Annotated in this window: 26 protein-coding genes; 14 read left to right on the top strand and 12 right to left on the bottom strand. The window is 71.0% G+C overall.

Annotated elements, in window-relative coordinates; genetic code table 11:
• The first annotated feature begins 251 nt into the window (after positions 1–251).
• From ACZ7BZ_RS15650 to ACZ7BZ_RS15640, 3 genes are all read left to right on the top strand, one after another.
• Positions 252–1,118: a helix-turn-helix domain-containing protein gene (locus ACZ7BZ_RS15650; RefSeq protein ID WP_470358812.1), complete on the top strand. Its 867-nt coding sequence runs from the start codon at positions 252–254 to the stop codon at positions 1,116–1,118.
• The gene (locus ACZ7BZ_RS15645) at positions 1,111–1,302 is read left to right on the top strand and encodes a DUF397 domain-containing protein (protein ID WP_470358811.1); all 192 of its coding nucleotides are present in this window, start codon (positions 1,111–1,113) and stop codon (positions 1,300–1,302) included. The genes ACZ7BZ_RS15650 and ACZ7BZ_RS15645 overlap by 8 nt, the downstream gene beginning before the upstream one ends.
• Before the next feature lie 356 nt (positions 1,303–1,658).
• On the top strand, positions 1,659–2,426 hold the full coding sequence (locus tag ACZ7BZ_RS15640) for a glycoside hydrolase family 12 protein (RefSeq protein WP_470358810.1): 768 nt from the start codon (positions 1,659–1,661) through the stop codon (positions 2,424–2,426).
• Positions 2,427–2,529: 103 nt separating this feature from the next.
• On the opposite strand, the gene ACZ7BZ_RS15635 is transcribed toward ACZ7BZ_RS15640, so the two are convergent.
• A complete protein-coding gene (locus ACZ7BZ_RS15635) occupies positions 2,530–4,290 on the bottom strand; it encodes an RICIN domain-containing protein (RefSeq protein WP_470358809.1) in 1,761 nt (586 codons plus the stop codon).
• Positions 4,291–4,627: 337 nt separating this feature from the next.
• On the opposite strand from ACZ7BZ_RS15635, the gene ACZ7BZ_RS15630 reads away from it, so the two are divergent.
• Positions 4,628–5,335, top strand: coding sequence for a carbon-nitrogen hydrolase family protein (locus tag ACZ7BZ_RS15630; protein WP_470358808.1), 708 nt, complete (start codon positions 4,628–4,630; stop codon positions 5,333–5,335).
• A gap of 24 nt (positions 5,336–5,359) precedes the next feature.
• Here the strand turns inward: ACZ7BZ_RS15630 and ACZ7BZ_RS15625 are convergent, their stop codons facing one another.
• Positions 5,360–5,503: a hypothetical protein gene (locus ACZ7BZ_RS15625; protein ID WP_470358807.1), complete on the bottom strand. Its 144-nt coding sequence runs from the start codon at positions 5,501–5,503 to the stop codon at positions 5,360–5,362.
• A gap of 76 nt (positions 5,504–5,579) precedes the next feature.
• Between ACZ7BZ_RS15625 and ACZ7BZ_RS15620 the strand changes: the two genes are divergently transcribed.
• Positions 5,580–6,107, top strand: coding sequence for a GNAT family N-acetyltransferase (locus tag ACZ7BZ_RS15620; protein ID WP_470358806.1), 528 nt, complete (start codon positions 5,580–5,582; stop codon positions 6,105–6,107).
• A 76-nt stretch (positions 6,108–6,183) separates the two neighbouring features.
• Here the strand turns inward: ACZ7BZ_RS15620 and ACZ7BZ_RS15615 are convergent, their stop codons facing one another.
• Together ACZ7BZ_RS15615 and ACZ7BZ_RS15610 are read right to left on the bottom strand one after the other, a co-directional pair.
• Entirely contained in the window at positions 6,184–7,029 is an 846-nt protein-coding gene (locus ACZ7BZ_RS15615) for a helix-turn-helix domain-containing protein (protein ID WP_470358805.1), read from the bottom strand.
• Positions 7,026–7,781 (bottom strand): DUF6879 family protein, encoded by a 756-nt coding sequence (locus ACZ7BZ_RS15610; protein WP_470358804.1) that lies wholly within the window; start codon positions 7,779–7,781, stop codon positions 7,026–7,028. The genes ACZ7BZ_RS15615 and ACZ7BZ_RS15610 overlap by 4 nt, the downstream gene beginning before the upstream one ends.
• A 262-nt stretch (positions 7,782–8,043) precedes the next feature.
• On the opposite strand from ACZ7BZ_RS15610, the gene ACZ7BZ_RS15605 reads away from it, so the two are divergent.
• The 3 genes from ACZ7BZ_RS15605 to ACZ7BZ_RS15595 all read left to right on the top strand — a co-directional run bounded on the left by ACZ7BZ_RS15605 (position 8,044) and on the right by ACZ7BZ_RS15595 (position 9,969).
• Positions 8,044–8,202 (top strand): hypothetical protein, encoded by a 159-nt coding sequence (locus tag ACZ7BZ_RS15605; protein ID WP_380460163.1) that lies wholly within the window; start codon positions 8,044–8,046, stop codon positions 8,200–8,202.
• Between the two features lie 3 nt (positions 8,203–8,205).
• Positions 8,206–9,369 carry a methyltransferase domain-containing protein gene (locus ACZ7BZ_RS15600; protein ID WP_470358803.1) on the top strand — a complete coding sequence of 388 codons (1,164 nt, stop codon included), beginning with the start codon at positions 8,206–8,208 and terminating at the stop codon, positions 9,367–9,369.
• Between the two features lie 141 nt (positions 9,370–9,510).
• On the top strand, positions 9,511–9,969 hold the full coding sequence (locus ACZ7BZ_RS15595) for a hypothetical protein (protein WP_470358802.1): 459 nt from the start codon (positions 9,511–9,513) through the stop codon (positions 9,967–9,969).
• 72 nt (positions 9,970–10,041) lie between these two features.
• On the opposite strand, the gene ACZ7BZ_RS15590 is transcribed toward ACZ7BZ_RS15595, so the two are convergent.
• The gene (locus ACZ7BZ_RS15590) at positions 10,042–11,109 is read right to left on the bottom strand and encodes a fatty acid desaturase family protein (protein ID WP_470358801.1); all 1,068 of its coding nucleotides are present in this window, start codon (positions 11,107–11,109) and stop codon (positions 10,042–10,044) included.
• 236 nt (positions 11,110–11,345) lie between these two features.
• Between ACZ7BZ_RS15590 and ACZ7BZ_RS15585 the strand changes: the two genes are divergently transcribed.
• Complete coding sequence (locus ACZ7BZ_RS15585) at positions 11,346–12,881, top strand: serine/threonine-protein kinase (RefSeq protein ID WP_470358800.1); 1,536 nt, start codon at positions 11,346–11,348, stop codon at positions 12,879–12,881.
• Between the two features lie 24 nt (positions 12,882–12,905).
• Here the strand turns inward: ACZ7BZ_RS15585 and ACZ7BZ_RS15580 are convergent, their stop codons facing one another.
• On the bottom strand, positions 12,906–13,520 hold the full coding sequence (locus ACZ7BZ_RS15580; RefSeq protein ID WP_470358799.1) for a TetR/AcrR family transcriptional regulator: 615 nt from the start codon (positions 13,518–13,520) through the stop codon (positions 12,906–12,908).
• A 55-nt stretch (positions 13,521–13,575) separates the two neighbouring features.
• Between ACZ7BZ_RS15580 and ACZ7BZ_RS15575 the strand changes: the two genes are divergently transcribed.
• Complete coding sequence (locus ACZ7BZ_RS15575) at positions 13,576–14,466, top strand: alpha/beta fold hydrolase (RefSeq protein ID WP_470358798.1); 891 nt, start codon at positions 13,576–13,578, stop codon at positions 14,464–14,466.
• Here ACZ7BZ_RS15575 and ACZ7BZ_RS15570 read toward each other — a convergent pair.
• Together ACZ7BZ_RS15570 and ACZ7BZ_RS15565 are read right to left on the bottom strand one after the other, a co-directional pair.
• Positions 14,459–14,926: a hypothetical protein gene (locus ACZ7BZ_RS15570; RefSeq protein WP_470358797.1), complete on the bottom strand. Its 468-nt coding sequence runs from the start codon at positions 14,924–14,926 to the stop codon at positions 14,459–14,461. The genes ACZ7BZ_RS15575 and ACZ7BZ_RS15570 overlap by 8 nt on opposite strands.
• A gap of 100 nt (positions 14,927–15,026) precedes the next feature.
• Positions 15,027–15,701: a hypothetical protein gene (locus ACZ7BZ_RS15565; protein ID WP_470358796.1), complete on the bottom strand. Its 675-nt coding sequence runs from the start codon at positions 15,699–15,701 to the stop codon at positions 15,027–15,029.
• Positions 15,702–15,811: 110 nt separating this feature from the next.
• On the opposite strand from ACZ7BZ_RS15565, the gene ACZ7BZ_RS15560 reads away from it, so the two are divergent.
• Entirely contained in the window at positions 15,812–16,438 is a 627-nt protein-coding gene (locus ACZ7BZ_RS15560; RefSeq protein ID WP_470358795.1) for a TetR/AcrR family transcriptional regulator, read from the top strand.
• Between the two features lie 94 nt (positions 16,439–16,532).
• On the opposite strand, the gene ACZ7BZ_RS15555 is transcribed toward ACZ7BZ_RS15560, so the two are convergent.
• Positions 16,533–17,072, bottom strand: a complete 540-nt coding sequence (locus ACZ7BZ_RS15555; RefSeq protein ID WP_470358794.1) for a hypothetical protein — start codon at positions 17,070–17,072, stop codon at positions 16,533–16,535.
• A 433-nt stretch (positions 17,073–17,505) separates the two neighbouring features.
• Here ACZ7BZ_RS15555 and ACZ7BZ_RS15550 point away from each other — a divergent pair, with 433 nt between their 5' ends.
• Positions 17,506–20,007, top strand: coding sequence for a helicase-associated domain-containing protein (locus ACZ7BZ_RS15550; RefSeq protein WP_470358793.1), 2,502 nt, complete (start codon positions 17,506–17,508; stop codon positions 20,005–20,007).
• A 21-nt stretch (positions 20,008–20,028) separates the two neighbouring features.
• Here the strand turns inward: ACZ7BZ_RS15550 and ACZ7BZ_RS15545 are convergent, their stop codons facing one another.
• Both ACZ7BZ_RS15545 and ACZ7BZ_RS15540 read right to left on the bottom strand, forming a co-directional pair.
• Positions 20,029–20,280, bottom strand: coding sequence for a hypothetical protein (locus ACZ7BZ_RS15545; RefSeq protein WP_380463641.1), 252 nt, complete (start codon positions 20,278–20,280; stop codon positions 20,029–20,031).
• A 218-nt stretch (positions 20,281–20,498) separates the two neighbouring features.
• Complete coding sequence (locus tag ACZ7BZ_RS15540; RefSeq protein WP_470358792.1) at positions 20,499–20,867, bottom strand: hypothetical protein; 369 nt, start codon at positions 20,865–20,867, stop codon at positions 20,499–20,501.
• A gap of 414 nt (positions 20,868–21,281) precedes the next feature.
• Between ACZ7BZ_RS15540 and ACZ7BZ_RS15535 the strand changes: the two genes are divergently transcribed.
• Positions 21,282–21,938 (top strand): hypothetical protein, encoded by a 657-nt coding sequence (locus ACZ7BZ_RS15535; RefSeq protein ID WP_470358791.1) that lies wholly within the window; start codon positions 21,282–21,284, stop codon positions 21,936–21,938.
• A gap of 91 nt (positions 21,939–22,029) precedes the next feature.
• Here ACZ7BZ_RS15535 and ACZ7BZ_RS15530 read toward each other — a convergent pair whose 3' ends face one another.
• The gene (locus tag ACZ7BZ_RS15530) at positions 22,030–23,670 is read right to left on the bottom strand and encodes a recombinase family protein (protein WP_470358790.1); all 1,641 of its coding nucleotides are present in this window, start codon (positions 23,668–23,670) and stop codon (positions 22,030–22,032) included.
• A 12-nt stretch (positions 23,671–23,682) separates the two neighbouring features.
• Between ACZ7BZ_RS15530 and ACZ7BZ_RS15525 the strand changes: the two genes are divergently transcribed.
• Positions 23,683–25,329, top strand: a complete 1,647-nt coding sequence (locus ACZ7BZ_RS15525) for a DNA repair helicase XPB (protein ID WP_470358789.1) — start codon at positions 23,683–23,685, stop codon at positions 25,327–25,329.
• Positions 25,330–25,341: the final 12 nt, after the last annotated feature.

Below are 25,341 nucleotides of genomic sequence, written 5' to 3'. Positions count from 1 at the left end.
GGCCATACAGATGGGCATGGCTGCTCTGCGGTGCTTGCTGGCAGGCATTACTGACGATCCGTCGGATCGACGTGACACCGACCATAGCGCAAGCTGGCAGGCATTACTGACGATCCGTCGGATCGACGTGACACCGACCATAGCGCAAGCTGTCAGAAATTTATGACGACTGTCGAGAAGTTCCCCCGAAGGTGGCTCCAGCTACATGGAACCCTGCGGCACACTGATCTCATCGCTGCAGAGAGGACGCCATGGCACTTCGACCGAACCCAACCCTTCGACAGCGACGGCTCGGTACCGAGCTCAAAAGGATGCGGGAGCAAGCTGGCCTCGGAGGCAGTCAGCTCGCCCGCGAACTCGGCATCTATCCGGCCCAGGTGACGCAGATGGAGAGCGCGAAGAACGGGATAAGTGTCGAACGGCTGCACACGATCGCCGCAGTGTGCATGTGCGCCAACCAGCAACTGATCGACGCCCTCGCCGACATCATCACGGACAGGGAGAAGGGCGGCTGGTGGGAGGAGTACCAGGGCACCGTGACCGCCGACTTCCTTGAGGTCGCAGAGCTCGAAGCCGGAGCGCATCGACTTTTCACCTATACAACTTCCTTCGTTCCTGGCCTTCTTCAGACCAGCTCTTATGCTCGCGCCCTGTTCGCGCAGACCTTCCCTCCCTTGCCCCGCCACGAGATCGACCTGAGAACAGCGTTCCGCATGCGGCGGCAGAGCATCGTTCGCTCCGGGCACACGCCATACACCGCCTACGTCCACGAGGCCGCTCTGCGAATGCAGTTCTGCGGGCCGGAGACCCACTCGGACCAGCTCAACTCTCTCATCACAGACTCTGAGCACCCCGACATCTCGGTCCGTGTAGTGCCGTTCGGCGCCAGCTTCGCTCCAAGTCCCAGCGAGAACTTCACTTACGCTCAGGGCTCGATCGCCGAGCTGGACACTGCCCAGATGGACACAGGTCATGGCATCCGGATGTTCGACGCACCAGCCCATCTGGCAAGGTTTCGAGCACTCATCGATCAGATGGACCACTCGGCCCTCTCTGAAGAGAATTCACGAGCCCTCATCCGATCAATCATGGAAGAAATAGGAAGTAAGGATGTCTAACTCCACCTGGCAGAAGTCCAGCTACTCCGGCGCAAGCGACAACTGCGTGGAGGTCCGTACAGCCAACGGGGCAGTCGAACTCCGTGAGTCCGACGAAGGCCACCTCATCCTCCAGACCACCCCCGGCGCCCTCTCCTCCCTCCTCCACGGCGTCAAGGCCGGCGAGTTCGACCACCACGCCTAACCCCCGCGCCGCCGGAGCGGGAAGTCGACCCTGTCGACTTCCCGCTCCGGCGGTTCGCGCGACCGAGGCCGTTCAAAGCGCTTCGACGGTCCTTCGAAAGAGGTTCGACAGTCCGCAGGTGAGAGAAGTGTGTCCCCCTGCACAGAGCCTTGCCGTGCAGAGTCTTCTCACCATTACTACTGTCCACAGGCACAAGCGCTTCGACACTTCGCATCTGTGTCTGACCACCGCTTCGCCCAGGGCTGAGCCGCGTCGTTCCGATCCCGGACCGCTGGCGAGCGCCACCTCGCTGACGCCAGATCCCCCACCAAACCGGGTCCGGAACCACCCCCACACCGCCGTCCTTGGAGGGACACATGAGATGGCACACCCGTAACTCCATCACCAGCAAGCCGGCCGCGCTCCGTCGCCTGGCCCTGACCGTCGCCGTGATCGCCGGGTTCCTGAGCTTCGCCTCTCCGGCGCAGGCCCAGGTGTCCGCCACCTGCGACAAGGGGGGCCAGTACACCCAGGGCAGCTGGACGGTCTACAACAACATCTGGGGCCAGAACGCCGGTTGGCAGTGCCAGACCGTCAACAGCATCAATTCCTGGTACGTCGACGCCGCCCACTCCGGCGGCGGGGTCAAGTCCTACCCGAACACCTCGGTCCGCCCCCAGACCCCGCTGTCGCAGTTGAACTCGGCGGGCTTCTGGTACAACACGTCGTCGGCGTCCGTCGCCGGCGGTGACTGGTGGGACTGGACGAGCGACTTCTGGTCGACCGGCAGCCAGGACGAGATCATGGTCTTCACCAGTTGGTCCGGGACGGCAGCCGGCGGCTGGGGACGGCAGATCGCGTCCAACGTGACCATCGGCGGCATCCTGTACGCGTCCGTCTGGCAGGCCGATCCCGGCTGGAACGTCCTGCAGCTCATCCCCGCCCAGCAGAGCGACACCGGCACCATCGACGCCTCGGCGGTCTGGCGATGGGCCGCGTCGCGGAACCTCCTGCGCAACACCACCTTCGACACGATGCAGTTCGGCATCGAGATCACCTCCACCAGCGGCGTGCAGAAGCGGTACTCGCTGAACGCCTACAGCGCCTGGTGGAACAACACCTCCGGCGGCGGATCGAGCATCTAGCCGCAAGACCAGCACCACGACGGCGCGCTCCGTCCACGGGCAGAGCCCCAGGCCGAGGCCTGGGGCTCTGCCTTCTGCGCGCCCGGTTTCCCGCTGCGGGCGGCTACTTGAGCGGCGTACCGCCCGAGTTGCGGTACGCGGTCGTCTTGTTGATCAGGTTGCCGCCGTCGGTCTCGGGCGAGGTCTGTTCCTGCTGTCCCGAGCCGAACATCAGGCCGGCGATGTGCGCGTTCGCCACCTGGTCCATGTGCGCGAAGAACCAGTCCACCTTGTCGTCCTTGTAGTGGTTGAGGGTGTTGTTCTGCGCCATGTTGCCCACGGGGATCTGCCACAGGACGACCGGCTTGCCCACCGACTCGGCCATCGTCTTGTAGAACGCCATCTGGGCGGCGGCCTTCTGGTCGGTCCAGAACTTGTCGAGGCCGCCGTGGGCGGGCTGCGCGTACCAGCCCGCGTCGCGGTCCGACACGTCGGTGACCAGGAAGTCGGCGTTCCGCGCCCCGAGGCTCGCGTAGTCCTTGACGCACTGCGGGGTGTTCTGCTCCCAGTCGAAGCAGGACAGGTGCATTCCGACGGCGGTGTTCGGCGCGTACTTGTGCCCCATCGAGATCAGGCACTGGGCCAGGCCGGCGGCGCTGTTCTCCTGCGATCCGCAGTCCGTCGGGTTCGCGGCGGTGACCTGCGCGGCGACCTTGCGCGGGTCGCCGAGCGACCGGACGTAGCCCCAGAAGTCGGGTTCGAGGTCGATCATGTCGTGCGAGGTGCCGATCTTCTGGAGGAAGAAGCGGTAGTCGTTCAGGTACCGGGTGAGCAGGTCGGCCCTGTTGATGGCCTTGACCTCGCCCGGACCGTCGCCCTCGCCCGCCGCGTCGCCGAGGTCGCGCAGCGAGTACCAGGTCCAGAGGAACTTCTGCGGGCGCGGCTTGCCCTGGTAGGTCTCCTGGGCCGCCTTGGCGTCCCGGTAGGTCACGTAGGTGCCGGGCGCCGTGGTGCTGCCGGTCCAGCAGCCCCACCAGCCGGACCACCCGTCCTGGCAGCGGGCCGCCGTGTAGTAGTCCGAGGAGGGCGCGGGCTGGCTGTGCACATAGGCGTACTGCACGTCGAACGGCGCGGCGCTCGCCGAGGCGTCGGACATCGAACCGCCGACGAGCACGGTGCTGCTGCCCATGAAACTCTTCGCCGAGTTGCCGCCACCGGCAGCCGGAGCCGGAGCGGCGGGGGACGCCGGAGCCGCCGACGTCGGCCGGGTGCCGCTCGGAGCCTGGCTGGTCGGAGCGCCGCCGCCCGGCTTGGCGGGCGTGGCGCCGCTGCCGGAGTTCACCGCCGGAGCGCCGCCGCCCGGCGTGGTGGGCGTGGCGCCGGTGCCGGAGCCCGCGGTGCCGGCGGCGCCACCGGCACTACCGACCGGGACGAGCTTCCACTGCTGCTGGGGCCCGTTCCAGTCGTGGAACTGGGCGAGGTGGCTCCCGTCGGCCTTGTCGCCGCCGGGGACCTCGACGGCCTTGCCGCTGAAGCGGTTGATCAGACGCACGTAGCCGTCCGGCGACTTCTCCAGGTGGAACTGCTGGTTGGCGCCGTTCAGGTCACGCCACTGCACCAGCTCGGAGCCTTCGCTCTTCGACCAGTTGTAGTCGTCCAGCACCTTGCCGGAGTTCCGGTTCTGCAGCCGGTAGTTCCCGTCGCCCGAGTCGATGAACTTCCACTGCTGATTGGTCCCGTCGTGACGGGCCCACTGCACCATCGGAGCACCGTCGGCGGCGGAGTAGCCGTAGGCGTCCAGCGCCTCGCCGGTGCTGCGGTTGACCAGCACGTACCAGGCGTTCGTGTCCACGGTCCCCGCGGAGGCGGTGCTGACCACGGCCACGGAACCGCCCACGATCGCCAGGCCGACGGCCGCCCAGAGACTCCGACGCTGGTACAGCCGACGGCGACGGTGCGTCTGCCGCCGCCCCGGAGTGGCCGAACCGGACGACGCCCCCGGCGACGTGGATGGGCGAGGGAACATGTCGATGCTCTCTTTCAGCCGTTGCCTCTGACCAGACCTCCTGTCCGGACACCATCCAGTTGCCACCGCCCCCGGAAGGGTTGCCGCGGACCGCGAAGATTTTTTCGGGCACCGCGCGCCGGCCGGCGACCACGTCGCCGGGCGGGCCGCCGGAGCGGGAAGTCTGCCGGGCCCACTTTCTGCGATGCTGGCCGACATGAAGATCGCTGCGGCCCAGCTGTCCTGCGTCCCCGCCGACCTGCCCGCCAACGTCCGGCAACTCGTCGCCCTCGCCGAGCAGGCCCGCGCCCAGGGCGCCGAGCTGATCGTCTTCCCCGAACTCGCGCTCACCGGCTACGAGCTCGAAGCCCTCGCGGCCGACCCCACCCTCTGGGTCACCCCGGACGACCCGCGCCTGGCACCCCTCCGGGCCACCGGCACCGCCGTCGTCCTCAACTGCGCCGTCCCCGCCGCCGGGCCCCGGCCCGCCATCGGCACCTACGTCTACGGGCCCGACGGCGAGCTGATCACCACCTACCTCAAGCAGCACCTCTACGAGAACGAGCAGGGCGTCTTCACCGCGGGTGACCAGGACGGCCGCTTCGAGCTCGGCGGCCTCCGCTTCGCCCTCGCCACCTGCTTCGACAACCACTTCCCCGACCTCACCGGCCGCGGCGCCGCCGACGGCTGCGACGTCCACCTCGCCAGCTCCCTGTACGGCACCGGAGGCGGCATCCACGAGCGCGCCACCGTCTACCCGGGCATCGCCGGGGAGACCGGCATGCACGTCGTCCTGGCCAACCACGTCGGCCCCTCCGGCCCCTGGACCGGCTGCGGCGGCGCCGCCCTCTGGGCCCCCGACGGCACCCCCCTCGCCGAGGCCGACGACCGCACCACCACGGTCGCCGTCGCCGACGTCCTCTGACCACCGTCGGGCGTGCCGGTGCCGTCAGGCGGCGGGGCGCAGGGCGGTGTCGAGGAACCCGGGGAAGAGGTCGATCGGCGGGCGGCTCCAGTCGCCGTCGACGTTCGTGGCGACCGTCCGGCCGCGGCCGGTCAGGACACCGCCTTCCACCAGGATCCGCAGTTCCACTGCGGCGGCGACTCGGTGAGGTCACACCTGCCTAGGCTGGCCGTCCCATCCGACGCACCGCGACGAGGTTCGGCCCATGCCCAGCAGCACCAGGATCCGCCTGATCGAGCCCACCGACGCCGCCCCGATAGCGGCGCACCGGGTGCGGGACTTCGAGGCCTTCCGGCCGTGGGAGCCGGCCCAGCCCGCCGACTTCTTCACCCCCGAGGGCCAGGCGGAGCGGATCGACCGGCTGCTGGCCGGCCACCGAGCCGGCTCGGTCTGGCCCGGCGTGGTACTCGCCGACGACCAGGTGATCGGGCAGATCACCATCGGAGGCATCCTGCCGCAACCACACCTGCGCCGTGGCTCCCTCGGCTACTGGATCGCCGGCGTCGCCCAGAACCAGGGGCATGCCGGGCGCGCCGTCGGACTCGCACTCCGGGTGATGGCGGACGAACTCGGGCTGCACCGCGCCGAAGCGTCCACCCAACTGGAGAACCTGCCCTCCCAACGGGTGCTGCGCCGCAACGGGTTCAGCCCGTACGGCGTCGCGCACTCCTCGATCCTCCTCGACGGCAGCTGGCGGGACGGGCTGCTGTGGGAACGGATCCTCGGCGACTGACCACGGACGGGGCGCTGCTGCGGGGCCCTGCGGCTCAACTGGTTCGGCCCCTCCGGCCGAGTCGGCCCGCAGGCCCTCAGCTGCCCCGCCGAACCGCCTGACAAGCGCGAGCGATCATCCGGTGAGCTGCCGGGCCGTAGACGGCACTCTCCGCCAGCGCCTCCCACGCCCTGAGATGAAGTGCAACGTCCGCGGGATCGTCCAACCACATCTCCGCGTGCCAGGACTCGGTGATCACCAACGTGCCGTCGTGGATCGAGAATCCGACTCCTGCGGGCACTCTGAGGTCAGCGTCGAACGGCACCATCCCGAGTCGAACGTTCCCTCTCGCCAGCATAGGAACCAATGACTCCAACTGGTCCGCCAGCACGGCCGGAGGACAGAGCCGAGAGACGAGAGCTCCTTCCCATAACAGGAAATGGAAGGATCGCGACCTGTCTCCGAGCACAAGCTTGCGCTCCATACGGGCCATCACCGCGGCCTCGACGTCGCGAACCGACGGGTGGATCCTGGTGTACCGGGTGAGAACCTCTCGCGCGTAATCAGCGGTCTGCAGGAGGCCCGGAATGAGGGTCGGATCGAACGACCGGCGGTCCTTGGTCCTCTCCCCCTGCGCGGCGTGCGCCTCCTGAACCGGTTTGACACCACCGGCCAGTTGGCGCCGCCACGAGCGATACTGCGTCTCCAGCGCCCGCAGTCGACCCACCAGTTCGACAGCGGCATCGGGCCGGCCGACCGCCTCGGCCCATGCCACCGCATCCGCCGTGGTGGGCGACTGCCGACCGGTCTCCAGCTTGCTGACCTTCGACTGTGGCCAACCCAGTCGCATGGCCAAGGCACGGCCGGACAAACCGCTCTCGGTGCGAAGTTCACGCATCCGGGCACCGAGAGCCACCCGTGCCTGCTGGAAGTCGGTGCTCACATGGCGGAAGGTACCCGAGCCAGGAACTCCGCGTAGCGGGTTGCGTGGTGCCAGGCCGCGTCACGGGCCTGGCAGGCGCGAAGGACTTCCAGCGGGTCGGTGACCAGCTCCATGCCTACGGTGCGCTCCCCTTCGAAGTGGAAACGGGCGACCGTGCGGGAGTCGAAGAGCCAGAAGTCCGACAGCCCGCCCAGGCCGGCCGCTTCGGCATCCGCGCGCCACATGCACCGGATGTCCTCACCGGCTGCGACGTTGGTCCGGGCGCACGCCAGCAGGTACCGCTGCCCCTCGGTCGGCGGGTTGTCCACCAGTCGCACCCGCTCGAACCGCTTCCCCTTGCCGACCATCCGGCGAACGTTGTCGAACCACGGATGCCCGACCTCTCCGGCGGTGTCCCCCGTACGCAGAAACTCGGCATAGGAGGGCATCTGCTTATCGGAGAGGTAGCCGGTCCTGGTCTCCAACCTCCAAGCGGTGTGCTCGAATCCATCGTTGATGAACTCGGTGATCTTCTGCTGGGGCACGAAATCCGGCACGGGCGTCGACTCCTTCGGCGCGAACCTCACGAGCAGTTCGCGAGGCACGACTACGAAGCCTTCATCCTGCTTCACGTACCTGAGTTGCGCCACGTCCTCCGGGTCCGTCACGGCGTCTCCCTGGACCACGACTTCACCGGTGTCGACATCCTCGTACAGCGTGGGACAGTCTCCAACACCTGAAGTGCTACCAAGGACCCGCAGTCGCCTTGCCATGGCCAATCCTCTCTCCGAACAACCAGAGAACTCCCATGATCGGCGCCAACTCACCACCTGTCAGAGGTGATTCTCGAATATTCTCGGAGCCTGAAGGACCAGTACGACGCGGTACGAACACCAGTCGGCGCCGTTCGAGTCCCTGCGAACCCCGATACCGGGTGCCGGAATATTCGAGAATCACCGGCCCCTCTCCACTCCTCTCCCGCCTAGCTTGCTGATCGAGGGCGGCCTTCCGCGCCACCTCCGAAAGGGGACGCACATGCCCATGTCCAACGACGGCAAGCACGGCGGCGGGTCCGGCTCCGGCCAGGGTGGTGGCCAGCAGGACGACTCCAGCAGCGGCAACAAGCACGGTGGCGGCGGCAGCGACGAGGGCGGCAACACCTCGGACGGCAGCGGCCCGGCGTCGGGCCGCTGACGCGTGAGCGAGAAGCACGAAGCGGAGGCCGGTCGGGCCCGGCTGGCCTCCGCGCTCATCGCGAACGGGTCCCTCACCTCCGACTGGCTGGCGTCCTACCACGCCGTGCCGCGTCACTGGTTCGTGCCTGCGGTGATCTGGCCGGGGCAGGGTGACGGCGTCCGCCAGGGCGAGGCCGTGAACCGGCACGTAGACCCGGGCGCCTGGTGGCGCGCCGTGTACTCCGACGTGCCGCTCACCACTCAGTGGGACGACGGGGAGCACAGCGGATTCACGCGCGGCACGATCCCCACGTCGTCCAACTCCATGCCGACCATGGTGTTCTCGATGCTCTCCGCCCTCTCCCTCGACCACGGCCACCAGGCGCTGGAGGTCGGCACCGGCACCGGCTGGAACGCGGCCCTGCTCTCCCACCGGCTCGGCTCCGACCACGTCGTCACCGTCGACATCGACCAGGAGGTCTCGGCCGACGCCCGACTCCGGCTCACCCGCGCCGGGCTCACCCCCACCTGCGTCGTCGGCGACGGCTCCGACGGCCATCGCACCGGTGCGAAGTTCGACCGGGTGATCGCCACTTGCTCCGTACGCCGGCTGCCGTACGCCTGGGTGGAGCAGTCCCGGCCGGGTGCCGTGATCGTCGCGCCGTGGGCGCCCGAGTACGGCGGGGAGGCGATCGCCCGCCTCACCGTCGGCGGTGACGGCACGGCGAGCGGCCGGTTCGTCGGGTCGTCCGCCTTCATGCGGCTGCGGCGCCAGCGCACGGCCCGGCCGAGCAGCCTGGAGTACCTGTCCGGCCCGTGGCCGGCCGACGGAGCGAAGTCCTCGACGTCCCTCTCCCCCGAACAACTCGGCGACTGGCTGGTGATGTTCGCGATCGGCGTGCAGGTGCCCGACGCCTTCCCCCTGGTCGAGCGGTACGCCGACGGCAGCTACACCCTGTGGCTGCACGACACGGCCGTCACCTCCTGGGCCACCGTCGACTGGGAGCCCGGCCGCACCGCCTACACCGTGGTGCAGTCCGGCCCCAGACGCCTCTGGGCCGAGGTGGAGGCCGCCTGGCAGTGGTGGGACGCCCACGGCCGCCCGGGCTTCGACCGGTTCGGGCTCACCGTCACGCCGGATGGCCAGGCGGTGTGGCTGGACGACCCCGACAGCCCCGTGGGGTGAGTGGTGCGCGGCCCGTCCGACCTCACTCGAACAGGTGTCGGCGAATCGTTGCCTCTTGCTGTCTCCGGGTGAACGGGGCGGTGAGAGGTCTCCCGAGCGGTGATAAAGCCTCGCGACTCATCAGCCGTACGGGAGGTCTTCGTGAAACGTAGTCGTGTCATCGTCGTGTCGGTCGTGGCCGCGCTCGCCTTCGGGTCGGGAATCGCCTTCGCGGACCAGGCGGGCCCCACCCGGGTCGCCGACGAGCCGCTCCTGCTCCACACGGTCGGGAACTCCATCAGCCTCCAGCCGGGACAGGAGGCCACGGTGCGGAGCAGGCAGTGTCCGGCCGGTGAGATGGCCATCAGCGGCGGTGTCCAGGGGGGCGGCGGCCACCCCGGTGACTTCACCATGACCATCAGCACGCCTTGGTGGGACCACGGCCCCAGGGGGTGGCTCGCCGGTGGGCGGAACAACAGCTCTCAGCCGTTCTACATGTACGTGTACGGCTTCTGCACCGCGGCCACCATGCCGGACACCCTCACTGCGGGCAAGGACGGCCTGCCGCCCCAGCTTCCGCCCGGCCCCGACGCCCTACCCGGCCTGAGCGGCCAGGGGTAGACCGCGCCGCAGCGCAGGAAGTCGACCCGGCCGACTTCCTGCGCATCCCGCCGTACCGGCCCCGGCGGACCCTCACCCCCCGGAGCGGATCGGCTCGCCAGTCCGGTGCAGGTGGGTGAGGATCTCCCGGTACGAGCGGAGCAGGCCGACCTCGTAGTACGGGATGTCCTTCTCGGCGCAGAACTCCCGGGTGATCCGGGCGGCCCGGCCGAGCGCGGGGGTCGGCATGCTGGGGAACAGGTGGTGCTCCACCTGGTAGTTGAGGCCGCCCATCACCGCGTCGAGGACCGGGCCGCCGCGGACGTTGCGCGAGGTGAGCACCTGGCGGCGCAGGAAGTCGAGCCGCATCCCCGGGGTCACCATCAGCATGCCCTTGTGGTTCGGGGCGAAGACGCAGCCCAGGTAGACGCCCAGCAGCGCCTGGTGCACGGCGAGGAAGGCGATCGCCTTGCCGACCGGCAGCGCGGCGAAGACCAGTCCGAAGTAGGCCGCGAAGTGGACCACCAGCAGCACGCCCTCCAGCACCGGGCGCTTCACCGCGGGGCCGCGCAGCGCGCGGAGGCTGTTGAAACTGAGGTTGAGGCCCTCCAGCAGGAGCAGCGGGAAGAACAGGTACGCCTGCCGGCGGCCGATGAACCGGGCGAGGCCGCTCGCCTGCCGGGCCTGCCGCTGGGACCACACGACGAGGTCGGGCGAGACGTCCGGGTCTCGTTCCTCGTGGTTCGGGTTGGCGTGGTGGCGGGTGTGCTTGTTCATCCACCAGCCGTAGCTCATGCCCATCAGCAGGTTGGCGGCGATCCGCCCGCCGATCTCGCTGGGCGCCCGTCGGCTGAACACCTGGCGGTGCGCCAGGTCGTGCGACAGCAGCGCGACCTGGGCGAAGACCACGGACATCACGGCCGCCAGGGCGAGCTGCCACCAGGTGTCGCCGATCGCGAACAGCGCGCACCAGCCGTCGACGAACGCGAAGAGCACCAGCCCGATGCGGGCCGCGTAGTAGCCGGGGCGGCGGTCGAGCAGACCCTCGGCGGCGATCCGGCGGCTCAGCTGGGCGAAGTCGCTGCCGCCGCCCTCCGGTTGCGGGGCGGGCGGCGCGGGGGCGGGCGCGGCCTCGGTCATCGTCACGGGCTGTGTGGGCATGCCCCGAGTCTGGTGCGCCGGACCGGCCGGCAGAACCGGGCGAGCACCCCTCGCCGTACGGGTGTTAACCCCCGCAACGGGAGGGGTGCCGGCAGGCCCGGATGACGGAGGCGCTGCCCGCCGGCGGTTGATCCACCGGAAGCCGTGCCCGTACTGTCGGCTCACGGCGGCCTCAGGGGTGCCGGGACGTCGGCGACATCGGGGGCGCCGGGGGCGATCGAGAGCGGGGCGGGGCCGTGACCGAAGAAGCGATGCCGGGTCGGCTGGTCGGCGGGCGCTACCGGCTCGTACGACAGTTGGGCGCCGGCGGCTTCGGCCGGGTCTGGCGGGCCCACGACGAGGCCCTGGGCATCGACGTGGCCGTCAAGCAGCTCTGGCTGCCGCCCTCGACCTCCGACGGCGAGCGGGCCGAACGGCTGGCCCGGGCCGAACGCGAGGCGCGCAACGCCGCCCGGCTGCGCGACCGGCCGCACGTGGTGGCCGTCCACGACGTGCTGGTCGAGGACGGCATGCCGTGGATGGTGATGCAGCTGGTGTCGGGCGGCTCGCTCGGCGACCGGCTGGCCGCGGACGGGCCGCTGCCGGTCGAGCGGGCGGCCGTGGTCGCCCGCGCCCTGCTGACGGCGCTCGCCGCCGCCCACGCGGCCGGGGTGGTGCACCGGGACGTCAAGCCCGCCAACGTCATGCTGGCCGACGACGGCGACGTCCTGCTCGCCGACTTCGGGATCGCCGTCCACGAGGCCGACTCGACGCTCACCGCGACCGGGGCGTTCATCGGCTCGATCGAGTACATCGCCCCCGAGCGGGCGCGCGGCATGGACGGACAGGCCGCGTCCGACCTGTTCTCGCTCGGCGTCACCCTGTACCAGGCCGTCGAGGGCGTCTCGCCGTTCCGCCGGGACTCGGCGACGGCCTCGCTCACCGCCGTCCTGTTCGACCCGCCCGCGCCGCCCCGCAAGGCCGGCCGGCTGGCCCCGCTGATCCTCGCCCTGCTGGCCAAGGAGCCGGACCGACGGCCCGGCACCGCGCAGGCGTTGGCGATGCTCGACGAGTCCGCCCCGGACCGTCCCACCGCCCTCGACCATCCGCTCCCGGCCCCGACCGCGGCCCCGGCCCCGGCCACGCCCGTCGACGACTGGAAAGGGGATCTTGAGGCGACGTCACCATCGGGGGCCTCGGCGTCGCCGCCCTACCTGGCGATCACGCTCGCCGTCGTCGTGGTCGCCGTGATCGCCGGAGCGATCGCTCTGTTGGTGGCCTCGCGGCCCGAGGACGGCAAGACCGGGCAGTCCGCGACCGGGGCCGGGGTCGCCCTCTCCGCGCCACCGTCAGGCAGCCCGCCGCAGAGCTCGCCGACCGGCCTGCCGGCCCTCCCGAGCCCCTGCAACGTCCCCTCCGACGTCGTCGCCGGGCTCCGGCTCACCAATCACGGTGCCGAGGACATCAGGCCCGAACGCCGCCGGTGCGACTGGTGGACCGACGCCAACGCCCAGCTCCCGTACAACTTCGCCAGCGCGCAGACGTACCGGGGCCCGTACAGCGTCCAGTCGGGCGCGCAACCGGTGCGGATCGCGGACGCCGTGACCGGACAGGAGTACGTCGACGCCAAGCCCAGCAACAACGGCGTCGTCTACTGCCGCGTCGAGTGGCCCACGGACAACGGCGGCTACGCCTCGGCCGTGATGCAGTCCCCCAAGGGCTCCGACTCCAGCCGGCTCTGCGGGTTCACCGAGCAGTGGGCGAACGGGCTGTACCGGAGCCTGGCCCGCTAGGGCCTACGGCCTAGGGCCTAGGGCCTAGGGAGCGTCTTGGCCGCCCGGCGGCCGGAACAGCTCGTCCAGGTGGTGGCGGAGGACGGCCAGCGCCTGCTCTCCGGTGCGCTGGCCGCCGAGAACGCTGGAGCCGAGCCCGTTGACCATCGCCAGCAGCCCGGCGGCGGCCATCTCGACGTCCCGCTCCGGCGCGATCCCGCCCGCCTGCTGGGCCGCACGGAGCTGCTTGACCAGGAAGCCCTCCAGGACGACGGGCGGCTGGGCGGCCTGCTGCTCCAGCACCTCGGGGTCGCTGAGCACCAGGGTGTAGTACGCCGCGTACGTGCGGGTGATCCGGCGGCTCTCCGGGTCCGTCGGCAGGATGCAGGACAGGATCGCCGTGACCACCTCCCGGGGGGCGCGGGCCTCGCCGATCCACCGCTGCATCCGGGCCTGGAGCTGGGCGCCGAGCCGGGCGAGGGCGTCCAGCAGCAGGCCCTGCTTGGTCGTGAAGTAGTACTGGACGAGGCGCAGTGAGACGCCCGCCTCGGTGGCGACCGCCCGCATGCTGGCCGACTGCAGGCCCTCGGTGTCCGCGATCCGCAGCAGGGCCTCGGCGATCTGTCGCCGGCGCTCCTCGTGGTCGACCTTCTCGGCCACAGTTCGGCCTCCCTCTCTTGGTACACCCGTATCATGCATGTGATACACATGTACCATGCGAATCAGCGAGTTCACGAACGGCAAGGCCGAAGCCCGCTTCCGCACCGTGTACGAGGGCGCCCTGACCCAGCTCTGGCCCGGCCCGCGCACCGCGCTCGACGTCCCCACCCGCTTCGGCACCACCCGCGTCCAGCGCACCGGACCCACCCAGTCCGCCGACCCCGCCGACAGGCCTCCGGTCGTGCTGCTCCCCGGCTCCGGCGGCAACGCCCTGATGTGGCACGCGTACGTCGAACGCCTCGCCGCACACCACCCCGTCATCGCCGTGGACACCGTCGGCGAACCCGGCGCCAGCGTGCAGACCGCCCCGATCCGGGACGGCCACGACGCCGCCGACTGGCTGGAGGAACTCCTCACCGCCCTCGACGTCCCCGCCGCCCACCTGGTCGGTTGCTCCTACGGCGGCTGGATCGCCCTCCACCACCAGCTCCGCCACCCCGACCGGACCGCCACCCTCACCCTCGTCGACCCGGCGGGCCTCGCCGACGTCGGCCGGCGCTTCTACACCTGGCTCATCCTCGGCGGCCTCGCCGCCCTGGCCCCGCGCGCGCTCCGCCCCCGGCTGGCCCGGGCGGTCGGCAACAGCGCGCTCCTGGAGGCCGAACTGATGACCCTGATGCGCGCCTCCACCGGCTTCCGCCGCCGACTGCCGCCGGCCCTCACCCTCGACGACGCCGAACTCGCCCGGCTCAGCGCCCCCGCGCTCTTCCTGCTCGGCGAGCGCAGCGCCCTGCACGACGCCCGGGCCGTCGCCGAACGGCTGCAGCGGCTCGCTCCGGCGGCCCGGGTCGCGATCGTCCCCGGCGCCGGGCACTCGGTGACCACCGACGACCCGGAGGCCGTCCTCGACGGGATCCTCACCATGGCTTCCTCCCGGCTCAGTTGACCAGCTCGCCCTCGACGGGCCCGTCCGCGAGGACCATCGGCCAGTCGTCCTCCGCGCCGAGCAGGTCGTCCAGCGGGACGCCGGGCGCGCCGGTGAACACGGCGGTGGCCTCGGAGAGCCTGCCGGGCGGCACCGGCAGGGCCGCCTCGGCGGACAGCACGACGGCGGCGTCCGGATCGACGGCCGAGCGGTCCGGGAAGTCGGCCGGATCGGCCCCCACCTGCTCCAGCGCGTACGGGTAGACCGCGATCGACACCGTCAGCCGGTCGCCGTCCAGGCCGCGCTCGGCCCAGCCGTCGGTCGGCAGCAGGAAGAAGGCGCCGTCGCCCTCGTAGCAGTACGAGCCGAGCCGGTCCAGCGCCCGTTCGCCGGGGGCGCCGTCGGGGTCGACGACCAGGACGGCGACCTGCGCGCCCGGGTCGCTCGGGTCCAGGCCGGCACGGACGTACAGACGGGCCACGGGAACCTCCGGGTCGCGGAACGGGAGCAGAAACGGGAAAGGGCCCGCCGGCCGCCTCCCGCAAGGGAGTTGGACGACGGGCCCGGAGCCAACGCTACCGTCAGGCCGCCTGGCGGCGCGCCTCCTGGCGCTGGGTCAGCTGGCGGCGCACCGCCCACACCACCCCGCCCAGGACGAAGCCGTAGACGGAGACCAGCCCGTGGCCGTTGTCCTGGGCGAACCACATCGCGAGGCCGAGCACCGGGACGCCGGCCGCCAGGGCGATCTCCTTGGGGAGGCGGGTGCGGGTGAGGAAGGCGAGGGCGAGGGTCGCGCCGAGGAAGTAGGTGGCGCCGGAGCTGCCGGCGAAGTTGCGGGGGTCGGTGCTGGGGCCGTCGCCGAAGCCGAGCAGGTCGTCGATGCGGCCGGGCAGCAGGATGCCGGCCAGGAAGAAGCCGAGGGTCAGCGGGCCACCCCAGTACCACTGGGCGAGCGCGGCGACGGCGGCGAGGGTGACGAGGTTCCACAGGCCGCCGAACAGGCCGCCGTTCTGCATGAACACCGAGGTGAACTCGCGCCACCAGCCGGACTTGGACGGGTCCGCGTCCAGCGCGTCCATGGCGCCGGACCACACCAGCTGGAGCAGCACGCCGCCGACGGCGACGGCGGTCAGGGCGATCGCCGCCCACGGGAGCGGTCGCGAGCGCAGGGTGTCCCGGCCGACGACGCCCAGCCCGGAGTTGACCATCATGACCATCAACGCGGCCGTGGTCACGTTGAAAAGGATCGCCCCCATGGTCCTGCCCCTCCCCGCCTACGGCGCTTTCCAACGCCGTTCGAAAACCTGATGAGACAAAGCTAGCACAGTTTTCGAACAGTGTTGGAAAACGATGTACGGTGGATCGCATGAAGCTCACCAAGGAGCGCATCGTCGACGCGGGCATGGCCGTCTTCGCCGAGGTCGGCTACCAGAACCTGTCCATGCGCCAGGTCGCCGACCGCCTCAACGCCCACGCCGGCAGCCTCTACTACCACGTACGCGGCAAGGACGAGCTGCTCGCCCTGATGGCCGACCGGATCAGCCGCCGGGCGTACGACGCGGGCACCGAAGCCCTCGCCGCCCTCCCCCCCGACGCCGACTGGCAGGACCGCGTCGAAGCCCAGGCCGCCACCCTGCGCCAAGAGATCAAGCAGCACGCCGGCGGCGCCCAACTCCTCGCCGAGAGCCCCGGCATGCTGAGCACCGACGGCCTCCGCCTGATGGAGCGCCTGCTGCGCACCCTCCTCGACGCCGGCCTGCCCGCCCACCACTGCGGCATCGCCGCCGACACCCTGCTCAGCCACATCACCGGCTTCGTGCTCCAGGAACAGAACCAGCCGACCGCCCCGCCGACCATCACCCCCGAGCTCTACGCCGAACTGTGCGAGCAGTTCCCGCTGGTCATGGGCGACTTGATCCCGCGGATCGGGCAGGACGAGAAGTTCACCCGGAGCGTCCGGCTGCTCTGCACCGGCTTCACCGCGCTCCGCTGACCTGCGGCGGGCACCGGCCGGCTCGGTCCCGCGTCGCCGGGAAACGGATCCGGCCCCGCACCCGAACCCCCGGGGCGCGGGGCCGGCCCCGCGCTCAGCCCCGCTGCGGCGGGCGGCGACGCATGCTCAGCAGGAACAGCACCACCGCCGTCAGCACCGCCGCCGTGCGCAGCACCCCCGGGGCCATCGACCAGCTGAACTGGCCCAGCGGTGAGCCGGTCTGCACCCCGGCGCCCCCGCCGGCGCCGGCCTGCTTGGCGCGCTGCATCGCGAACAGCGTGCTCGCGCTCATCGTCACCAGCGGGACCCCCAGGATCACGAACTTCCGTGTCAGGTCGGAGAGTTGACGGGACAGGTAGCCGAACCCCCAGCCCGCCAGCATGGCCGGGAAGAACCCGGAGATCGCGCCGCCGACCAGTAGCCCGCAGGACAGCAGGATCAGCGGGGACGGCTTGCGCGCACCCTTGCCCGGGGCGGCGGCGGGCGCGGGCGCGGCCTTCGCCTTCCGCTGCTTCCTCGACTTCACCGCAGCCTGCTCGACCGGCGGCTGCTGCGCCGTCTCGTCGGCCGCGCGCTGCTCGGGGATCGGCTTGGGCGCGGGCTGCGGAGTGTCCGAGAAGTCGAGCATCGTCATCGTCCACGGGCTCGAACTCTGCACCGTCGGCGGGGGGATCACCTCCGACCCGCCCCCGGACGAGGCCACGCCCGGCAGGTCCAGCGACACGTTCGGGATGCCGCCCGTACCGCCGTGGCCCGTCCCACCGTGGGCGGAACCGGCCGAGGGGCCGTAGACACCGTCCTCGGCCGGCCCGGCGGTCGGCGGAGCAACCGGGGGAGGCGGTGTCGACGGCGCGGACGGCCCCGGGGAACCCCCGCCCCCCGACCGCTCGCTCCACGGCCCGCTCTTGCGCCACCACTCGCCGTCCGTCATCACCGACACCCCGCCTCGCCCGTACCCGACCGCCCTCGTCCAGGACGCTACCCAGCGCGCGCCGCCCTGCGCGAGTCCCCGGGCCCCCGGCGCACGAGGCATCCCAGCGTCCGCGCTCCCGACTAACCTAGGTCGAATGACCACACAGCAGGGCCCTCAACGCCAGAGCAGGAAGCCCGCCGGCCCCCGCACCCTCGCCGAGGAGCTGCGCGCCCGCCCCGACGACGCGCTCGCCGCCCTGCTCCGCTCCCGCCCCGACCTGCTGAACCCCGTCCCCGGCGACCTCACCCAGCTGTCCGCCCGGCTGTCCTCGCGCGCCTCCGCCCTGCGCGCCCTGGAGCGGCTCGACCGGTTCACCCTCCAGGTCGCCGAGGCGCTGGCGACCTGCCCGGACGGCACCCCCCTGGCGACCCTCCGCACCCTGCTGACCGGCCCGGCCAAGGTCAAGCCGCACCCCGGCGCCACCCCGCTCACCCCGGCCGACCGCTCCGCCGTCGCCGCCGCCCTGCCCCGCGCCATCGCCGTGCTGCGCGACCGGGCGCTGCTCTGGGGCCCCGACAACGGCCTGCGGCTGGTGCTCGCCGTCCGCGAGGCGCTCGCCCCGACCGCCGCCAACCCCGGCCGCACCGGCCTCGGCCCGACCCTCGCCGACGCCACCACCGGCATGTCCCCGGCCCGACTGCAGCAGCTGCTCGCCTCGGCCGGCCAGCCCGCCACCCCGGACCCGGTCACCGCGGTCGCCGCCCTCACCGCCCTGCTCACCGACCGCACCCGCTGCGCCGCCCTGCTCGACACCGCCCCCGAGCCCGCGCTGCGACTGCTCGACCGGCTGGTCTGGGGCCCGCCCACCGGCACCGTCCCGGACGCCACCCGCCCGGTCACCGCCGAGGACGCGCAGAGCCCGGTCGAATGGCTGCTCGCCCGCGGCCTGCTGCTGCCCACCAGCCCCGGCAGCGTCGTACTGCCCCGCGAGCTGGCCCTGCACCTGCGCGGCGGCCGCACCCACCGCACCGTCGAGCCGCTCCAGCCCGAACCCGCGCCCGCTACGCCCCCGCGCGATCCACAGGCTGTGGACAGCGCCGCGGCCGGCCAGGCGCACACCGCCGTCAAGACCGTCGAGGAACTCCTGGAGACCTGGGGCCTCACCCCGCCCCCCACCCTGCGGGCCGGCGGCCTCGGCGTACGGGACCTCAAGCGCGCCGCCCAGACCCTGGAGACCACCGAGCAGCAGGCCGCCTTCTGGGTCGAACTCGCCTACGCATCAGGCCTGCTGGCCCCCGACGGCGAAGCCGACGAATGCTGGGCGCCCACCCCCGGCTACGACAGCTGGCTGCACCTGGACACCGCCGAGCGCTGGTCCGTCCTGGCCGGCGCCTGGCTCGCCGCCACCCGCGTCCCCGCCCTCACCGGCACCCCTGACGGCAAGGGCAAGCCGCGCGCCGCCCTCGGCCCCGAACTCGACCGCACCCTCGCCCCGTCCGTCCGCCGCGCCGCCCTCGCCCTGCTCGCCGAACTCCCGCCCGGCACCCCGGCCACCGCCGCGGAGCTGCTGCCCACCCTGCGCTGGCAGCGCCCGCTGCGCGGCGGCCCCACCGGCCCGGACGGCCACGAGTTCCGCGACGACCTCACCACCTGGACCCTCGCCGAGGCCGAACTGCTCGGCATCACCGGCCGCGGCGCCCTCGCCGCCCCCGCCCGCGCCCTGCTCACCGCCGAGTCCGACCCGGCCGAGGTGCTCGCCCCGCTGCTGCCCCAGCCGCTGGACCACGTCATCCTCCAGCCGGACCTCACCGCGATCGCCCCCGGCCCGCTGCTCACCCCGCTCGCCCAGGCGCTCGCCCTGTGCGCCGACATCGAGTCCAAGGGCGGCGCCACCGTCTACCGCTTCACCCCGACGTCCGTGCGCCGCGCCCTGGACGCCGGCCGCACCGCCGCCGACCTCCAGACCTTCCTGGCCCAGCACAGCCGCACACCCGTCCCCCAGCCGCTCGCCTACCTGATCGACGACGTCGCCCGCCGGCACGGCATCCTGCGGGTCGGCGCCGCCTCCTCCTACCTGCGCTGCGACGACCCCGCCCTGCTCAACGAGGTGCTCGCGGACCGCCGCTCCGCCGACCTGCGACTGCGCCTGCTCGCCCCCACCGTCCTCGCCTCCCAGGCCGCCCCGGACGTCCTGCTCGCCGCCCTGCGCACCATGGGCTACGCCCCGGCCGCCGAATCCGCCGAGGGCGACGTCCTGATCAGCCGCCCGGACAGCCACCGCACCCCGCCCCGCACCGCCCCCGTGCCCGTCCCCGACGGCCCGCCCACCCCCGACGACACCCTCCTCGCGGCCGCCATCAAGGCCATCCGGGCCGGCGACCGCGCCGCCACCGCCACCCGCCGCGAAACCGCCCCCGACCCGCGCCAACTCCCCCGCACCGCCGCCGCCGAGACCCTCGCCGCCCTCCAGACCGCCGTCCTGCTCGGCGAACGGATGTGGATCGGCTACCTCAACGCCGAGGGCATCGCCAGCCAGCGCATCATCGACCCGGTCAAGGTCGAAGGCGGCTACGTCACCGCCTTCGACCACCACGCCGACGAACTGCGCACCTTCGCCCTCCACCGCATCACCGGCGTCGCGGAGTTGGACGAATAGCGACGGCGGACAGCGGGTGCCTCAGTGCCCCTGCGACTCCTTCATCTTCTGCTTGACCGCCTGGTCCGCCAGGCTGCCGATCTCCCCCTGCCCGACCGGCAGCGAGCCGCCGCCGACCTGGTCGGCGATCAGGAATCCGGGGGCGGCCAGCAGGCCGCCGGGGCCCTCGCCGATGCCCGCGAGAGCATGGGCGGAGCCCGCCGAGGCGGCGGTGGCGGCGAAGGCCGTGCCCATCAGGGCCAGGGCGGTGAGAACGCGCTTCGAGTTCTTCATGGCCGGTTCAACGAGCGAGTACGGATCGTGGTCACTCGAAGGAACTGACGCGCCCGGCCATCCGCTACGAGTGGAAGCAGCCCGACACATTCCGGGTGGAATGAGCGACACTGGAGGGTCTGCGTCAGTCCGGCCCGGCGATCCCGGCCGGTCACATCCAGCATGTCAGCCAGTGGAGGGCTCCCCCGCGTGAACGACGGACCGCTCATCGTCCAGACTTACCCCTCCCTCCTGCTCGAAGGCGTCGAATCCGGAACTTCCAACTTCCCCGGCAACCCCCGAACTCGGTCTCCTTGTCCGAACCAGTAACCGATGATCGTTCCGGCGATCCCCGTCACAGGCGCCATGTACATGCTGAAGTCATTTGCGGGCACGGCGGCAACCATCGCAGCCCACGGAGAGATCACGATCGCCACAACGACAGCTACCAACACCCACCCACGGATGCCCTCAGCACGGCGGGCAACAGCCACGTGCTGATGGGCGAGTTCAGCTCGATGCGTTCGGTCTTTAAGCTCAACCTCCCAGCGACGCTCCGTGTCCCGCAGTCGAACCTCAGCCTCGATCTCCTCGCTCGTCTCCGGCATCCGCCCGAGCTGAAACTGAGGCACGGTCAGGTGGTCATCCCGTGGTCCACCGTCGAACGGGTCAGCGTGACCGGCCCCGGGTCCGGGGACCAGCTCGTCGTCTGGTTCCAGCCGGGCTCCACCCCCCTCGAAGCAGCTGGCAGCGGCGCAGGGCTTCGAGCCCTGCCCCCGACGGCTACAGCTACATCGTGTGCCGTCCGATGCGCAGCCGGAACGCGTCCCGCTCGGACGCCCTGTTCACCGAGCTGCGTGCGGCCCTGGCCGAGTGCGCCGGCGCCAAGTACTCCGCCCTCCCCCTGACCCCGGGCCGCTGCGGGACGCCGAGCGGTCTGAGCCGAGGGGCTGGTGACGGCCATAATTGGTCGCGACCAGTCGCCATTGACAGGTGAACCAGTCGGACCGCGGGGGGACTTAGTGGACATCACTACACTTGCTGTGGCGGTCATCGGCGTCGGTGGAACGTTGAGCGGAACCCTGGGTGGAGCCGTCCTCAGCCAACGCGCCCGCCGCGCGGAGATCGCCGAGCAGAACCAACGCACCGAGCGTGAACGCGAACAAGAACGTGACGAGCGCGCCCTGGAGGCGAAGCGCGACCAGTATGCGCGGCTCAACGCCGCAGCCCGCGCTTATCGGGCAGCGGCCAGGGACGCTGTTTACGCTGCCGAACGCGGCGAGGACACTGACGCTCAGACTCTCGACGCGGCGAAGGAGGCGTGGGCCGATCAGTATGCCCAAGCCCAAATGATGTTGCCGAAAAAAGTGTTGAGCATCGTGTCAGACCTCAACCGGTCTCTCGGCCTCGGCTATTCAGTCGTCAAGCAACTGCCGAGCAGCCCCGACCGCAACGCAGCGTGCGAACGAGGCAAGGCATGGTTCAACGGACCGCTGTCCGACGGCGTGTACCTGCTTCGCGTCACTCTTCGACACGATCTCGGCGTTGAGGTGGAGGATCCCTTTGAGCAGACCTCGCGCCAGATACTAGATGCACTTCTCCAGTCAGAGAGGCTGCTGGCCGATCAGCTCGCCTCGGAGCGAGGCCAAGGCGCAGCAGCCACCCGTAGCAGTGGCTGAGCGGCGAAAACTCAGTAGCAACTCAACCGCACATAGGACGGCCTGCCTTCGGCGCTCTCCGAAGGCAGACCGCTTAACGTTCCTCAGTCCGTCACCGCCCGGGTTCCGACAGATCCTCGCCTTGGGCTACAGCTTCCTCGTCGGCCACGACCTTCCCGGCGACAGAGCGCCGCATCATCCCCTCCTCTCCGAAGTAGAGGGCAAGCCGCCTCAGGTCCAAGACCTTGCCCGCCTTCTCCGCCGGGGCCACCTCGACGTACGCGCCGGTGCTGAGCAACAGGTCCCGCTTCCCGGCCACGTCGGCGTCCCGCCAGACCTCCTCATGCGTCTTGCCGATCGGGACCACCTCCGTCCCCGCCGGCTTCGCGTTCCGCTGCCGTTCCTTGAGTTCCGCGATCCGCTCCTCAAGGCGGGCGTACTGCGTCGCGTACCGCTGGGCGCCGTCGCCGCCCTTGAAGAGACCGCGCTCGTACCGGTCCTTCTCCAGGTCGGTCAGCGCTTCCTCAGCCTGCCTGATCTGCGGCCGGAAGTTCTCCCCTGCGTGCTCCACCACCCGCACCACGGGAAGACGGCCGAACTTCCGAAGGAACTCCGCCTCGACGTGGTCCTCCATCCCCTTGCCCGCGATGCTCACGCCGTAGCAGTCGACCGCCACGCCGCCCTGTCGCTTCTTGAGCCGACCGATGCAGCGGTACCGTGTCCGCCCGCTCGCCACGTAGGTGTACATCCGGAACCCGCACAGGGCGCAGTGGGCCATCCCACGCAGCAGCGATGTCGCTTCCCGCCTGCGCTCGCCCGGGTTGTTCGAGCGGCGGCCCAATTCGTCCTGGAGCGCCTGCCAAGTGTCCATGTCCAGGATCGGCGGCCGGTTGACCAGCGGCAGCCCATCGGTTCGCAGGATCGGCTTGCCGTCCTCGATGACCTGCCCGAGCAACTGCGGGTTGCTCAGCAGACTCCGCAGTGAAGTCGTGTACCACTTCTTGAAGTTGCTGCGCTTGCCGGTGGTCTGTCGCGACGCGTGCCCCGGCGAAGGGATGTCGGCCTTGGTGAGGTCGATGGCGATCTGGATCAACGAGTCCTTGGCCAGCACCCGCTTCACGATCGTGTGAATGGTCTTGGCCTCCTCCTGGTTGACGACCAGCACCTTGCCCGCACCGTCCGGGTTCGGGACCACCTCGTAGCCGTAGGGGACGCGTCCCCCGGTGTAGCGGCCTTCCCGCCGCAGGTGCTCGTGGGCGCCGGCGACCCGCATGCCGATGGTGTCCGACTCCAGCTCGGCGAAGACGGCGATCACCTTCGCCATGGCCCGTCCCATGGACGACGTGAGGTCCAGCGGTTCCGTCGCCGACGCCAGGGCAACGCTCTGCGCCTCGGTGATCTTCATGATCTCGGCGAAGTCCACCGTGGACCGGGCGAGTCGGTCGATCTTGAAGAACACGATCACATCGAACCCGTCGAGCCGTTCCAGGATCTTCTGGAGGCCCGGCCGTTCCAGTCCCCGCGAGAAGCCGGAGACGTCGATGTCCTCCTCGACTGCGACCACGGTCCAGCCGCGTGCCGCGCACAGCTGCTCGCAGGCCGCGCGCTGCCGCTCGGGAGAAGTCGTCTCCTCCGTCTCCCGCGATAGGCGAACATAGATAGCGGCGCGCATCCCGGGTGCGCTGGCCGGGACGCCCTTGCGGCGCCTGGCTCGGGGCATTGCCCTCGGGGTGGAACTGGTTGGGTCGGTCACGGGGCGATCCTAATGACGGAGGTATGTGTGTCCTGCTTGATCGTCCAGAGCGACAAGACTCTCCTCCTGGAGATCGACCACCCCAGGGCCGCCGAATGCCGGCGCGCCATCGCCCCGTTCGCCGAGCTGGAGCGGGCGCCCGAGCACGTGCACACGTACCGGGTGACCCCGCTCGGGCTGTGGAACGCCCGGGCGGCCGGACACGACGCCGAGCAGGTGGTCGACGCCCTGGTGACGTACTCGCGGTACCCGGTGCCGCACGCCCTGCTGGTGGACGTGGCCGACACCATGGGCCGCTACGGGCGGCTCCAGCTGCTCAAGCACCCCACCCACGGGCTGGTGCTGACCACCACCGACCGCCCGGTGCTGGAGGAGGTGCTGCGCTCCAAGAAGATCGCGCCGCTGGTCGGCGCCCGGGTCGACCCGGACACCGTGGTGGTGCACCCCTCCGAGCGCGGCCAGATCAAGCAGGTGCTGCTCAAACTCGGCTGGCCCGCCGAGGACTTCGCCGGGTACGTGGACGGCGAGGCGCACCCGATCGACCTGGACGAGGACGGCTGGCAGCTGCGCCCGTACCAGGCGCAGGCCGTCGAGGGCTTCTGGCACGGCGGCTCCGGCGTGGTCGTGCTGCCCTGCGGCGCCGGCAAGACGCTGGTCGGCGCGGCCGCGATGGCGCACGCCAAGTCGACCACGCTGATCCTGGTCACCAACACCGTCTCGGCCCGCCAGTGGAAGCACGAGCTGGTCAAGCGCACCTCGCTGACCGAGGACGAGATCGGCGAGTACAGCGGCACCAGGAAGGAGATCCGCCCGGTCACCATCGCCACCTACCAGGTGATGACGACCAAGCGGAAGGGCGTGTACGCGCACCTGGAGCTGTTCGACGCCCGCAACTGGGGCCTGGTGGTGTACGACGAGGTGCACCTGCTGCCCGCGCCGGTGTTCAAGTTCACCGCCGACCTCCAGGCCCGCCGCCGGCTCGGCCTGACCGCCACCCTGGTGCGCGAGGACGGCCGCGAGGGCGACGTGTTCAGCCTGATCGGCCCCAAGCGCTTCGACGCACCCTGGAAGGAGATCGAGGCGCAGGGCTACATCGCGCCCGCCGACTGCTGCGAGGTGCGGGTCACCCTGACCGACTCCGAGCGGCTCACCTACGCGACCGCCGAGCCGGAGGAGCGCTACCGCTACTGCGCGACCACCGCGACCAAGCGGCGGGTGGTGGAGGCGCTGGTCAAGAAGCACGAGAAGGACCAGACGCTGATCATCGGCCAGTACATCGACCAGCTGGACGAGCTCGGCGAGGCCCTGGACGCGCCCGTGATCAAGGGCGAGACCAGCAACACCCAGCGGGAGAAGCTCTTCGACGCCTTCCGCAACAAGGAGATCGGCGTCCTGGTGGTCTCCAAGGTCGCGAACTTCTCGATCGACCTGCCCGAGGCCACCGTGGCCATCCAGGTCTCCGGGACCTTCGGCTCCCGCCAGGAGGAGGCCCAGCGCCTCGGCCGCGTCCTGCGCCCCAAGGCGGACGGGCACTCGGCGCACTTCTACTCGGTGGTCGCCCGGGACACCGTGGACCAGGACTTCGCCGCCCACCGGCAGCGCTTCCTGGCCGAGCAGGGTTACGCGTACCGCATCATCGACGCGGACGACGTGCTGTAACCACGGTCACGC

The organism is Kitasatospora sp. NPDC036934, from assembly GCF_055608425.1.
Note: the sequence above shows the minus strand (reverse complement) of the source record. Positions and strands in the feature narration are given on the sequence as shown.

Bases quoted from the DNA above. Each gene is read 5' to 3' on its own strand.
- ACZ7BZ_RS15650 (WP_470358812.1), top strand. From the start codon at position 252: ATGGCACTTCGACCGAACCCAACCCTTCGACAGCGACGGCTCGGTACC.
- ACZ7BZ_RS15645 (WP_470358811.1), top strand. From the start codon at position 1,111: ATGTCTAACTCCACCTGGCAGAAGTCCAGCTACTCCGGCGCAAGCGAC.
- ACZ7BZ_RS15640 (WP_470358810.1), top strand. From the start codon at position 1,659: ATGAGATGGCACACCCGTAACTCCATCACCAGCAAGCCGGCCGCGCTC.
- ACZ7BZ_RS15630 (WP_470358808.1), top strand. From the start codon at position 4,628: ATGAAGATCGCTGCGGCCCAGCTGTCCTGCGTCCCCGCCGACCTGCCC.
- ACZ7BZ_RS15620 (WP_470358806.1), top strand. From the start codon at position 5,580: ATGCCCAGCAGCACCAGGATCCGCCTGATCGAGCCCACCGACGCCGCC.
- ACZ7BZ_RS15610 (WP_470358804.1), bottom strand. From the start codon at position 7,781: ATGGCAAGGCGACTGCGGGTCCTTGGTAGCACTTCAGGTGTTGGAGAC.
- ACZ7BZ_RS15605 (WP_380460163.1), top strand. From the start codon at position 8,044: ATGCCCATGTCCAACGACGGCAAGCACGGCGGCGGGTCCGGCTCCGGC.
- ACZ7BZ_RS15590 (WP_470358801.1), bottom strand. From the start codon at position 11,109: ATGCCCACACAGCCCGTGACGATGACCGAGGCCGCGCCCGCCCCCGCG.
- ACZ7BZ_RS15575 (WP_470358798.1), top strand. From the start codon at position 13,576: ATGCGAATCAGCGAGTTCACGAACGGCAAGGCCGAAGCCCGCTTCCGC.
- ACZ7BZ_RS15565 (WP_470358796.1), bottom strand. From the start codon at position 15,701: ATGGGGGCGATCCTTTTCAACGTGACCACGGCCGCGTTGATGGTCATG.
- ACZ7BZ_RS15560 (WP_470358795.1), top strand. From the start codon at position 15,812: ATGAAGCTCACCAAGGAGCGCATCGTCGACGCGGGCATGGCCGTCTTC.
- ACZ7BZ_RS15555 (WP_470358794.1), bottom strand. From the start codon at position 17,072: ATGACGATGCTCGACTTCTCGGACACTCCGCAGCCCGCGCCCAAGCCG.
- ACZ7BZ_RS15550 (WP_470358793.1), top strand. From the start codon at position 17,506: ATGACCACACAGCAGGGCCCTCAACGCCAGAGCAGGAAGCCCGCCGGC.
- ACZ7BZ_RS15545 (WP_380463641.1), bottom strand. From the start codon at position 20,280: ATGAAGAACTCGAAGCGCGTTCTCACCGCCCTGGCCCTGATGGGCACG.
- ACZ7BZ_RS15540 (WP_470358792.1), bottom strand. From the start codon at position 20,867: ATGCCGGAGACGAGCGAGGAGATCGAGGCTGAGGTTCGACTGCGGGAC.
- ACZ7BZ_RS15525 (WP_470358789.1), top strand. From the start codon at position 23,683: ATGACGGAGGTATGTGTGTCCTGCTTGATCGTCCAGAGCGACAAGACT.